Here is a 12,013-nt window from a genome sequence, read left to right on the forward strand (position 1 = left end):
CGCTGGGTTTTGTCGTCTCCGGTTTTTGCTGCCATCCCCGACCCCTGTTGTAGGAGCGGCCTTGTGTCGCGATCGGGCTGCGCAGCAGCCCCAAGATTGCAGTCACAGCATAAAGTGTGGGGGCTGCTGCGCAGCCCGATCGCGACACAAGGCCGCTCCTACAGGGGGCGCGCCATTTCAGTTTACCCAGAAATCCCCAGCATCTCGTTCAGCGCCCGCGCCAGCTCATCGGCCTGCACCGGCTTCTGCATCACCAGGCTGCCTGGCAGCTCCAGCCCCTCCAGCTCCGCATAACCGGTGAGGAACAGCACCGGCAAGCGCGGATAGCGCTCGCGCGCCGCCAGCGCCAGTTGCGCACCATTGAATTCTGGCATGGCGAAGTCGGTCAGCAACAGGTCGATCTGGTCATCCAGCAGTGCCAAGGCCTGCTCGCCGCTGTGCGCCTGGCGCACCTGGTAACCGTACTGGCGCAGTACATCGCCGAGCATGTCGCGCACCAAATGGTCATCATCCACCAGCAGCACGGTGCGGTTATCGCCGTTTTCGCTGATCGACTGGCTGAGCCGCGGCGTTGCAGGTTCGTTGAGCATTGCTTCTTTAACTGCCGGCAGGTACACCGCCACCTCGGTGCCGCGCCCCGGCGTGGTGTCGATACGCACGCCACCCCCGGACTGCTTGGCAAAGCCGAACACCTGGGCCAGGCCCAAACCGGAGCCCTTGCCGATGTCTTTGGTGGTGAAAAACGGCTCGAACACCTTGCCCAGCACCTCGTCACTCATGCCACAGCCGGTATCGCGGATACTCAGCATCACGTATTCGCCCGGGTCTGGGTCTTCCGGGCGTTGCGGGCGAGCATCGATGCGGGTGTTGCGGGTCACCAGGGTCAGCTGGCCGCCGTCCGGCATGGCATCGCGGGCATTGATCGCCAGGTTGAGGATGATCATTTCGGTCTGGGTCGGGTCGGTCAGTGCCTGCCACAGGCCCGGGTCCAGGTCCAGGCGCACCGAGACATTGCCGCCCAAGGTCCGGCGTAGCAACTCTTCAAGGCCGGCCAGGGTGCGGTTGAGGTTGAGTGGTACCGGCTCCAGACGCTGGCGGCGCGAAAAGGCCAGCAGCTGCGAGGTCAGCTTGGCGCCGCGCTCGCCTGCTTCGCGGACATGCGTGAGGCGTGTGCGCGCCTTGTCCAGGTCGCCCTTGGCCAGGTCGCGTTCCAGAAAGCTGGCGCCAGTAAGAATCACCGTCAGCAGGTTGTTGAAGTCGTGCGCCACACCGGCGGTCAGCTGGCCTACCGCTTCCAGGCGCTGCATCTGTTGCAATGCCGCCTCGATGCGTTCGCGCTCGGCGATCTGCTCGCGCAGGCGGGCGTTGGCTTCGGCCAGGCCCAGCGCGGCTTCGCGTTCGCTGGTGATATCCCGCGCCACCACGTACAGCAAGGTGTCCTCCGGCACCACTACCCACGACAGCCAGCGGTGCTGGCCGCTGGCGTGCAGGATGCGGCCAACGAAGCGGGCACTGGTGCGGCCGTGGGAGAGGGCGGCCAGTTCGGTCAGCAGCAATTCCTGGTCGGGCTCGGGCAACAGGTGCAGCAAGGACGACTGGCTCAGGCGCTCGCGGGAAAAGCCCAGGCTGGCTTCCCAGGCAGGGTTCAGCGCGACCGGGGTCAGGTCCTTGTTCAGCACGGCCAGCAAATCCTGCGACAGCTCCCAGGCGCGGTCGCGTTCACGGGTGCGGCGCTCGACCCGTTCGCCGAGCATTTCGTTGAGTTGGCGCAGCGCCTGGGTGGCCAGGCGTTGGGTATGGATGTCCTGCAGTACCCCGGAAAAGCGCACACATTGGCCGTCGACGAACTGGCTCTGGCCGCTGCTGAGCAACCAGCGCGGTTCCAGGCCGTTGGCTTGCGCAATGCGGAACTCCACCCGGTAATGGCCACCACTCTCGGGGCGCATGGCGTACTCCACCGCATTGCGCACCATTTGCACGTCGGCGGGGTAGATGCCGCCATAGAACACCTCAAGGCTCATCTCGGTGCTGGGGGCTACACCGAACAGGATCTTGCAGCGGTCATCCCATAGCAGCAGGCCTTCTTGCGGGCGCAGGTCCCAGGTACCCATGCCGGCGGCATCGATGGCAATGCGCGCGCGCGCCTCGACGTTGGCCAGGGCTTCTTCGGCGCGGCGCCGTCGCTGGCGCTCCTGCACCTCGGTCAGCGCCCGGCGCACCGCCTTGGGCAGTAATGGCAGGTTTTTCTTCAGCACATAGTCCGTTGCACCCAGGCGGATCATTTCCACCGCGTGCTCTTCGCCGTAGATGCCTGAGAGGAATATGAAGGGGACGTCCGGCGCCAGCCGTTGGGCAATGGCCAGCACTTCGGTGCCGGACGAACCCGGCAGTACGCAGTCGCACAGGATCAGGTCGTAGCGCGCCTCGTGCAAGGCTTGCTCGACACCCGCATGGTCGAATACCAGATGCGACTGTACATGCAGCCCGCTGCGCTCCAGGCGCATCAGGGTAAGCTCGGCATCCATCGAGCTGTCTTCGACCATTAGCAGTTTAAGAGGCGTTTGCTGCATCGTTGCGTTGGCCTCAGTTGCCGCTGCGTCGGTTCAGGCGCAGCGAGCCGGGTGGTGGTTCATTCAGCACGGCCCAGAAAATCCCCAGGTCGGAGATCGCGGCGACGAACTCCTTGAACTCCACGGGTTTGACCACGTAGGCGTTAACGCCCAGCTCGTAGGCGCGCAGCAGGTCGGGCTCTTCGCGCGAAGACGTCAGCATCACGGTCGGGATGCTGCGCAATTCAGGCGTGCCGCGTACTTCCTTGAGTACCTCCAGGCCATCGACTTTTGGCAACTTCAGGTCCAGCAACAGCACGGCCGGGTTGCCGTCATCGCGTTCGGCGTAGGCATTGCGGCGCAGCAGGTAGTCGAGCGCATCGGCACCGTCGCGTAGCACGATCACTTCGTTGGCCAACTGGCTGCGCTCCAGGGCCAGGAGCGTCAGCTCCAGGTCCCGGGGGTTGTCTTCGACCAGCAGGATGGGTTTGAGCATGGTGGTAGCAGTGCCTCAGGTTTTCGCGGGGTGGCGCGGAAGGGTGAAATGGAACGTGGCGCCTTGGTCGATCTTGCCTTGGGCCCAGACGCGGCCGTCGTGGCGCTCGATGATGCGGCGCACACTCGCCAGGCCGATCCCTGTGCCCTCGAATTCTTCCATGCGGTGCAGGCGCTGGAAAACGCCGAACAGCTTGTTGGCGTAGGCCATGTCAAAGCCTACACCATTGTCGCGAATGCAGATCTCGGTTTCATCCGGGTGCTGTATGGCGCTGATTCGAATGCGCGCCGGCGTGCGACCGCGGGTGTACTTGATGGCGTTGGCCACCAGGTTGTGCAAGGCCAGGTTGATGAACGCCGGGTCGCCGATTACTTTCGGCAAAGGGGTGATGTCCCAGATGATCTCGCGGCCCGCGTAGTCGGGCGCCAACTCGTTACGGATGGCTGCGACCAGGGCGTTGAGGTCGACGTCCGACATGCGCAGGGCCGAGCGGCCCATCTGCGAGAAGTTGAGCAGGTTGTCCACCAGGCTACCGGCGAACTGGGCGGCCTCACCGATATGCTGCAGGAAGCGCTTGCCACGCTCGCTCAAACCCTGGCCTTCGATTTCGCCCAACAGTTCGGTGTAGCCCGCGATGTGCCGCAGTGGGGCCCGCAAGTCGTGGGACACACTGTAGGAAAAAGCTTCGAGCTCCTTGTTCGACTGGCGCAGTTCGCCGGCCAGTTGGGCCAGCTCCTCGGCTTTGCGCAAAACGATGCCGAGCACGGCTGTGCGCAGCTCGCCGACCCCTTCGATGACCAGTGGGTCCCACGGCTCGCAGTAGCCGCGCAGTTCTTCTTGCCAGCGTTCAAAGCTGTGTCGCGGGTCGAGCCTGCCGTGCGCCCCGGCCTGCTTGCTCGGTTGCCCGGCCCAGTTCACGGTGCGTACCTGCTCGGGGCGGAACCACAGCAGGTAGTGGGAGTGAATCTGCGAGATGGCCACGGCCAGTACGCCGCCGACATGCTCGGCGAGTTCCGGCAGCTCATCGACATCGCGGCCCAGGTTGTCGCTGTGAAATACCTGCCCTTCGTCCTGCGTGGACAGCCAGTGCACCAGCGCATTGACCTGCGCCTCGGGAGGGGTATGACCGATCAGCTCGCAGCGTTCGGCGGAAATCACCGCAGCGCCCTGCGCGCCGGCGAAGGCCAGCAGCACCTCCGGCAAGTCTCGCAGGCCGTCGCTGACGCTGTCGTGGTCGGCCATCGACGAGATCATGCGCACGATATGCTGGCGCAGTTGCAGCAGCTTGTGCGTGCTGGCGTGGGACTCGCGGGACTCGATCTGCAGCGACAGCACGCTGGCCAGCAGCTCGCACGCGGTACGGGTACGCAGGTCTACGGCGCGCGGCTGCTCGTTGTGGCACGACACCAGCCCCCACAGCTCGCCTTCGACCACGATCGACAGTGACATCGACGCCAGCGTGCCCATGTTGCGCATGTACTGAAGGTGCACGGGCGATACGCTGCGCAGTGCGGCGAAGCTCATGTCCAAAGGCTTGCCGGTGCGCGGATTGGCAGCGGGCAGCAGTGGCGAAGGGTGGTAGTTGGCATCTTCGATCACGCGGATGCGGTTGACCTTGTACAGTTCGCGCGCCTGGCGCGGGATGTCCGAGGCGGGGAAGCACAGGCCCAGGTAGCTGGGGTACCCCGGGTCGGCGACCTCGGCCAGCACCTGGCCATTGCCAGCGGCATCGAAGCGATAGGCCTTGATACGGCCGAAACCGGTGATGCGCTTCAGTTGCACGACCGTCTGCTGGAGCAACTCTTCGAGGCTGCCCGCCAGGTGCAAGGTGCCGACGAAATTGCGCACCAGCGGGTAGTAATCACCACGCTCGGCCAGGTCGGCAGGCAGGCGAGGGGGTTCGAATTCGGCGATCAGTACCTGGTCGTGACGATGGACCAGCAGGTGCAGGAGCGCGCCCTGGCGTAAATGCACGTCACCGATGTGGAACGGGAAAACTTCATCTTCAGGCAGGCGGCCTAGATGAAGACGCAGGTCAAAGCTGTCGCTGACCAGTTCGCTGAAGCTGCAACCAATCAGTTCAAGGGCGGGCATGCCCAGCCACTGTTGGACATTTTCACTGGCTTGGCGCACACACAGGTCGCTTTCATCCAGCACCAGCATGAAGCCGTGGGGCTGAATACTGCCGGGCACCTGGATCGGCTCTTGCGCACAGCGCTCGACGGCCTGGGCAAGTGTGTCGTCTGCAGTCATTGATGAAAACGCTCCTGTCATGATCGGTCCATGCATGCCGCATGAGTCTGAGGCAGGATGATAGCCATACACCCTAACAGAATACCGCGCCGATTACCGGCATCTGGCCATTGGAGGCTTGCTGACAGAGAGGGTTCTGTGCCGTGCAGATTTTTTTTCAGTGGGCGCTATCGCTTTGTTGCTAATACCAAAAAACGGTTAGCCAGCGGCGCCATGGCAAGACCCCGCTGCTACGCTCAACGTCAGCATAGAGCGATAAGGACAACAAGGTGACGGAGCGTTTTCTGGCCGGGCTGTTAGGCCTGCTGTTGAGTGGCGGTGCAATGGCGGCGGATTTCCTGGTAGAGGTGCGCGTGCTGGTGGAGCGCGGCTGCATGCTGGTCAACCAGACCCGCGACGCGGGTGCCCAGGCCCAAGGGCGAATCGACCTGGGTGCGGCGGCGCGCCTGAACGGCCCGGGTGCGCCACTGAGCGGTGTGCTGCTGAACCAGCGGCCGCCGCGCCTGGAGTGCAACCCCGATACCCCTTACCAAGTACGCGTCGACGGCGGCCAGCATGGCGGCGTAGGCGAAGTACGCTTTCTGGCCAGTGACGACAGCAAGGCGCGGCCCATCCCCTATCGCCTCTACCGTGACGCGGCCTGGCGCGAACCCTTGGCGGTGAATGTGGCGCAATCGGCCCGGGTGCCGGACAGTGGTTCGGTCGAGCTCCCGCTGTATGCGCGTATCGACCCGCTGGCCTGGGTACCGAACGCCGGCCTGTACGCCGACCTGCTCAAAGTCACGGTCACCTGGTAGGAGCGACGCCGCCATGCACAAGGACGCGATGCCATGAACCGTACTTCGATCCTGCTGCTTACCTTTGGCCCGCTGCTGATCCCCGGCGGTGCGGCGCATGGCACCACCACCGGGTTCATTCAGGCGCGGCTGGTGATCAGCGCCGCCTGCCAGATCAGCAGCAACGAGACGCAGCCGGCAACCCTGGGTAACCCCGGGTTGCTGGATTTCGGCGAGCGCGGCCCGAACTGGGACCAACCGCTGCGCAGCCGGGTAGATGAAGCGGGCGGCGAGGGCAGCCTGCAAATCAGCTGCACACCCGAGGTACGCGCTTTCAACGTGCGCATCAACGGCGGCATGAACGGCGATGACGGCATTCGCCGGCTGAGCAACGGCAACCAGTTGATCCCTTACCAACTGGCGGTCGACCCGGGGGGCAACAGCCGCTACGGCATCGGCCAGGCACGCGCTTTCACCATCAGCAGCACCCAGCAGATACCGATCCCCATCTACGGCGTGGTCGTGGCGCAACCGCGCGCGCTGCCGGCCGGGCTGTACCGCGACACCCTCAGGGTGACCCTGGACTGGTAACAACGCAAGGAGACTCCGATGCGAACGAACCTCTCACGCTGCATCCTCGCCGGTCTGGGCCTGGCCCTGGCTTCCCAGGCCCAGGCCGCCACGGTAACCGGGACCATCAGCTCGACGCTGACCCTGACCGCGGCTTGCCAGGTCAATGGCACTTCGGGTACCTCGGGGCTGAACTTCGGTTCCCTCAACTTCGGTACCCAGGATGCCTTGTTCACCACGGCCAACGCGCAGGTGCTGGGCGGCAGCGGAGGGGCAATGAGCATCCTCTGTTCGGCGGGCACGGTACCGGCGATCCGTGTGCGTGCGGGCACCCACGACGGCCAGTCGACTGGCGGTACCCGTGCGCTGGCGGACGGCGCGGGCAACTTCGTGCCGTACGACTTCTACACCGACGCCGGGCGCACGACCTTGCTGGCCATCGACGGCACCATCACCTTGCCGACCAGTACCGGTGTGGCGCAAACCGTCAACCTGTACGGCCAGGCGCGCGGCAAGGCAGGTCTGCCGGCCGGGGTGTACACCGACACGGTAGCGGTCGAGTTGTCGTTCTGAGCCATGCGTGGCTGGCTGGCGGGTGGCCTGAGCGGCATCGGCGTGCTGCTGGCCGCACCCCTGGATGCGGCAACCACCAGTACCTTCACGGTGAATGCGCAGATCGTCGCCGGTTGCCTGGTGGTGGGCGGTGTCACCCACTACGGGGTGCTGAACTATGGCACCCAGTCGGCATTGTCCACCGGCATCCTCAGCACCTCGCTGGGCGGCACCACGGTCACCTTCCAGTGCACCCCGGGCGTGGCCCTGAGCATGAGCCTGGACGGCGGCCAGAACAGCGCCAGTGGCACGCGCAACCTGAAGAACACCAGCGGCACGCAGGTGCTGGCGTACCAGTTGTACCAGGATGCGGCTTATAGCCAGAGCCTGGGGATAGGGCAGAGCGTGACCGTGAGCTATACCGATGCCACGGCCATCAAGCTGCCGGTGTACGGGCGGGTTCAGTTGACCGGCAAGCTGCCGGCAGGGACTTACACCGATGTCGTGCAAGTGACGGTGACCTGGTGATCGCCAGTGCCATCAATGACGAGTGTCTAAGGAGAGCTTCATGGGGGCAGGCGCGAAGTGGGCGCGTGGGTTGATCGGATTGTTGTGGCTGGCAAGCCTGCCGGCCGGTGCGGCCACCTCGGTGCTGATCTGGCCCATCGACCCGGTGCTGGAAGCCGACCAGAAGGCCGGTGCGTTGTGGTTGGAAAACCGCGGTACGGACCCCGCCAACCTGCAGGTGCGGGTATTCGCCTGGCGCCAGGGTGATTACCAGGAGCAGTTCCAGGCCCAGCGCGACATCATTGGCAGCCCGCCAGTGGCCAACATCGCCCCCGGGCAAAAGCAGCTGATCCGCCTGACCCGTACCGGCGCGTCACCCGCCGGCCAGGAGCAGGCCTACCGCATCATCATCGACGAGATCCCCCCCGCTATCCCGGTCGACAAGGCCGGCCCCGGTACCACGGCCGCCATCCGCCTGCAGATGCGCTATTCAGTGCCGCTGTTTGTCTATGGCGAAGGCCTGTGGGGCAAGGCTGACCCCGAGGGCAAGCGCAATGCCGAAGGCGTAGGCAAGCCGCAGCTCAGCTGGCGCCCGGTGCTGGTGCAGGGCAAGCCCTACGTGGAACTGCGCAACACCGGCCCGGTGCACGCACGCCTGACCGACGTGGTAGTGCAGCAGGGCGGCCAGAGCAAACCGTTGGTCGAGGGCCTGCTGGGCTATGTGCTACCGGGCGCCAGCATGCGCTGGCCAGCGCCGATTGCGACGAATGCCGGCAGTGTATTGAAGGGGCGGGTGAACGGCCAAAGCGCGGCGGATGCCATCCGCCAGGGGCAATGAGCGATCGATTGAATGCAGCGCAGGGGCCAGGGAGGACCCGGCAATGGTTGGATACCGTGTGTGAAATGGCTATCGGCGAGGACGCGCCGCTGGTGCCTGGGGCTGGCCATGGTTGGCCCCGGGCTGGCGCTGGCCGACGACCTGCCCCCACCGCCTACGGAGATGTCGGCCATCGCCGACGCCACCCTGTACCTCGACCTGATGGTCAACCAGATGCCCAAGGCTGAGCTGGTGCCGGTACAGCAGCGGGCGGGCCAACTGTACCTGGACAGCGAGGTCTTGCGCGCCGCCGGGGTATCACTGCCGGGTGACCCCCAGGGTGAGATCGCCCTGGAGGCGGTCAACGGGCTGCACACTGACTATGACAGCCAGAACCAGCGCCTGCTGTTGCAAGTGCCGCCCGCGTGGTTGCCGGACCAGCAGGTGGGTGACCGCAACCTGTACCCGCCCAGCGATGCGCGCAGCAGCTTCGGCGCGTTGTTCAACTATGACCTGTACCTGAACGACACCGATGACGCCGGCACCTACCTGGCCGCCTGGAACGAGCTGCGCCTGTTTGACAGCTGGGGCACCTTTTCCAGCACCGGGCAATGGCGGCAGTCCTTCAGTGGCGCGCAGGCCGACGACACGCGCCAGGGCTTTTTGCGTTACGACACCACCTGGCGCTTTACCGACGAGCAGCGCCTGCTGACCTATGAAGCCGGTGACGTTGTGACCGGTGCCCTGCCCTGGACCAGTTCGGTGCGGGTCGGCGGCCTGCAATTGTCACGTGACTTCGCCGCACGGCCCGACCTGGTCACGTATCCATTGCCGGCGTTTGCCGGAGAGGCTGCAGTACCGACCTCACTCGACCTGTTCATCAACGGCTACAAGTCCAGTACCACCGAGCTGCAACCCGGCCCTTACACCCTGACCAACGTGCCTTTCATCAATGGCGCGGGTGAAGCGGTGGTGGTCACTACCGATGCGCTTGGCCGGCAGGTGTCGACCACCTTGCCGTTCTACGTCACCAGCAGCCTCTTGCAGAAAGGCCTGTCGGATTATTCGGTAGCGGCCGGTAGCCTGCGTCGCGATTACGGCGTGCGCGACTTCGGCTACGGGCCAGGTGTTGCCTCGGCCAACCTGCGTTACGGGGTGAGCGACGCGTTCACCCTGGAAACCCATGCCGAAACCGCTGAATCGCTGATGCTTGGCGGCCTGGGTGGCAACATGCGGCTGGGCAACTTTGGCGTACTCAACGCCGCCCTTGCGCAAAGCCAGTTCGACGGCGACAAGGGCCACCAGGTCGCCCTTGGCTACCAGTACAACAGCCAGCGCATCGGCTTCAGCTACCAGCGCCTGCAACGCCATGGCGAGTATGCCGACCTGACCCGGGTCGATACCCCGGACATGCAACTGAGCAAAAGCAGCGAACAGGTCACCTTCAGCCTCAACCTGAATGAATACGGCAATATCGGCGCTGGCTACTTTGACGTGCGCGCAGGTGACGGTACCCGCACCCGGCTGATCAACTTGAGTTACAGCCGGCCGCTGTGGGGCGGCAGCAGCGTGTACCTGTCGGCCAACCGCGAAGTCGGCGACAGCCAGTGGGCGGTGCAGGCGCAACTGGTGATCCCGTTCGACACCCACGGCACCCTGGCGGTGGGCATGGAACGCAACCAGGAAGGTGAGCGCCTGCAGCGGGTCAACTACAGCCGTGCAGTGCCGGTGGGGACCGGGGTTGGTTACAACCTGGGCTACGCCACCGGGAGCGACCGCGATGCCTATCGCCAGGTCGACGTCACCTGGCGTTTGCAGTCGGTGCAATTGCAGGCGGGCGTGTATGGCAGTAGTGGCGAGATGACCCGTTGGGCCGACGCCAGTGGGTCGCTGGTGTGGATGGATGCCGGCCTGTTCGCCGCCAACCGCATTGACGACGCCTTTGTAGTGGTGAGCACTGACGGTTACGCTGACGTACCGGTGCGCTACGAGAACCAGGAGGTTGGTCGCACCGATGCCGGCGGCCACTTGTTGGTGCCTTATAGCAGCGGTTACTACCGCGGCAAGTACGAAATCGACCCGATGGAGCTGCCACCCGATGTGCTGGCGCCGAATGTGGAGCAGCGCGTGGCCGTGCGCCGGGGCAGTGGCTACCTGCTCGAGTTCCCGCTCAAGCGCGTGCTGGCGGCCAGCATCGAACTGGTGGACGCCAACCAGCAGCCGCTCAAGCTGGGCAGCCGCGTTACCCATGAGCAAACCGGCAGCCAGGCAGTGGTTGGCTGGGATGGCCTGGTGTACCTGGAAAACCTCTCGCCGCAAAACCGCCTGCGGGTGGATAACGAGGGCGGCGGGCATTGCCAGGTGGCCTTCGACCTGCCCGAGGCCGAAGGTACGGTCCCGCTGATCGGCCCACTGGTATGCAAATGAAGGCCGCCTGGCGCGTAATGTCGGCCTGCGCCTTGTTGCTGTGCGCGGGTTCGGCCTGGGCCAAGTGCGGGGTGGTAGCCACTGCGCCGGTACTGTTTGGCTCGCTCAATTCAACCCAGGTGCGCACCACGGTGCAGACGGCCTCCACCACCAATGGGGGGCTGCAGTGCAACGGTACGGTGCTGAGCGTGCTCAGCACCACTGACTCGTTCAAGCTGACCGTGTTGCCGGCAACCGGGGGGTTGAAGGGGCCGACCGGTGATGTCATCCCTTATACGTTGTACGCAGATGCCACCACCAACTACCCGGTGACCCGCAACGTCGCCTTCGAGTTCGGCCGCACCGGTATTCTCGATTTGCTCGGCCTGCTCGGCGGCACGCCGAAGACAGTGCCGCTGTATATCCGTACCCAGGTCGGCAGTAACGTCGCCGCCGGGCTGTATCAGGAAACCCTGAGCCTGAGTTGGGCGTGGAACTACTGTGAGGGGATAGCCATTGGTGGGCTTTGCATCGGGCGTGACGTTGGCGCGGGTACGCAGAACCTTACGGTCAGTTTGACAGTGACCAACGACTGCCAGATCACCACGCCCAACATCAGTTTTGGCAGTGCCCCGGTCGTGGCGGCTTTTGCTACGGTGAGCCAGAGCCTGAGCGTGTCGTGCACCAAGGGCAGCAACTACACCGTGGGGCTGGATGACGGCCTGAACGTAGCCAGCGGACGGCGACGGATGAAATCGCCGGCCAACAATTACCTGGCCTACGATATTTTCAAAAGTGCCGGTACCGTACGCTGGGGGGCGTCAGGTGCGGCACGGCGTGCCAGCAGCGATGCCGATGTGAACCCCGGGGCGGGCACCGGCACCGGCAGCCAGGTGTTCAACTACAACGCCAAGGTCTACACCGACCAAGCCACGCCGCCGGCGGCGAGTTATACCGACAGTGTGATCCTGGATGTGCAGTTCTGACGCAGTGTGCGGGCTGAAACGGTCCCTGGAGCGGCCTTGTGTCGCGATCGGGCCGCAACGCGGCCCCGGCAATCCATGCGGTGAAGCTGAAATCCGGGGCC

At 64.7% G+C, this 12,013-nt stretch carries 10 protein-coding genes; 7 read left to right on the forward strand and 3 right to left on the reverse strand.

Annotated features, from left to right (window positions below; all coding sequences use genetic code 11):
• Window positions 1-182: 182 nt before the first annotated feature.
• Genes ACI2KG_RS18670 through ACI2KG_RS18680 form a run of 3 tightly spaced genes read right to left on the reverse strand, consistent with a single transcriptional unit; the run spans window position 183 to window position 5,298 of the window.
• Window positions 183-2,570, reverse strand: coding sequence for a response regulator (locus ACI2KG_RS18670; RefSeq protein WP_404662890.1), 2,388 nt, complete (start codon window positions 2,568-2,570; stop codon window positions 183-185).
• A gap of 13 nt (window positions 2,571-2,583) precedes the next feature.
• Entirely contained in the window at window positions 2,584-3,045 is a 462-nt protein-coding gene (locus ACI2KG_RS18675) for a response regulator (protein ID WP_400617410.1), read from the reverse strand.
• A gap of 15 nt (window positions 3,046-3,060) precedes the next feature.
• Window positions 3,061-5,298 carry an ATP-binding protein gene (locus tag ACI2KG_RS18680; protein ID WP_404662891.1) on the reverse strand — a complete coding sequence of 746 codons (2,238 nt, stop codon included), beginning with the start codon at window positions 5,296-5,298 and terminating at the stop codon, window positions 3,061-3,063.
• Window positions 5,299-5,567: 269 nt separating this feature from the next.
• Between ACI2KG_RS18680 and ACI2KG_RS18685 the strand changes: the two genes are divergently transcribed.
• The 7 genes from ACI2KG_RS18685 to ACI2KG_RS18715 all read left to right on the forward strand — a co-directional run bounded on the left by ACI2KG_RS18685 (window position 5,568) and on the right by ACI2KG_RS18715 (window position 11,912).
• Window positions 5,568-6,095 (forward strand): spore coat U domain-containing protein, encoded by a 528-nt coding sequence (locus tag ACI2KG_RS18685; RefSeq protein WP_404662892.1) that lies wholly within the window; start codon window positions 5,568-5,570, stop codon window positions 6,093-6,095.
• Window positions 6,096-6,128: 33 nt separating this feature from the next.
• A complete protein-coding gene (locus ACI2KG_RS18690; protein WP_404662893.1) occupies window positions 6,129-6,665 on the forward strand; it encodes a spore coat U domain-containing protein in 537 nt (178 codons plus the stop codon).
• Window positions 6,666-6,683: 18 nt separating this feature from the next.
• On the forward strand, window positions 6,684-7,217 hold the full coding sequence (locus tag ACI2KG_RS18695) for a spore coat U domain-containing protein (protein WP_404662894.1): 534 nt from the start codon (window positions 6,684-6,686) through the stop codon (window positions 7,215-7,217).
• Between the two features lie 3 nt (window positions 7,218-7,220).
• The gene (locus ACI2KG_RS18700; RefSeq protein ID WP_404662895.1) at window positions 7,221-7,724 is read left to right on the forward strand and encodes a spore coat U domain-containing protein; all 504 of its coding nucleotides are present in this window, start codon (window positions 7,221-7,223) and stop codon (window positions 7,722-7,724) included.
• 40 nt (window positions 7,725-7,764) lie between these two features.
• Complete coding sequence (locus ACI2KG_RS18705) at window positions 7,765-8,541, forward strand: molecular chaperone (RefSeq protein ID WP_404662896.1); 777 nt, start codon at window positions 7,765-7,767, stop codon at window positions 8,539-8,541.
• A 108-nt stretch (window positions 8,542-8,649) separates the two neighbouring features.
• Window positions 8,650-10,947 carry a fimbria/pilus outer membrane usher protein gene (locus ACI2KG_RS18710; protein WP_404662934.1) on the forward strand — a complete coding sequence of 766 codons (2,298 nt, stop codon included), beginning with the start codon at window positions 8,650-8,652 and terminating at the stop codon, window positions 10,945-10,947.
• Window positions 10,944-11,912: a spore coat protein U domain-containing protein gene (locus tag ACI2KG_RS18715; protein ID WP_404662897.1), complete on the forward strand. Its 969-nt coding sequence runs from the start codon at window positions 10,944-10,946 to the stop codon at window positions 11,910-11,912. The genes ACI2KG_RS18710 and ACI2KG_RS18715 overlap by 4 nt, the downstream gene beginning before the upstream one ends.
• The last annotated feature ends 101 nt before the right edge of the window (window positions 11,913-12,013 follow it).

This window comes from Pseudomonas sp. NPDC089407 (assembly GCF_044900445.1).
Classification (GTDB): domain Bacteria; phylum Pseudomonadota; class Gammaproteobacteria; order Pseudomonadales; family Pseudomonadaceae; genus Aquipseudomonas.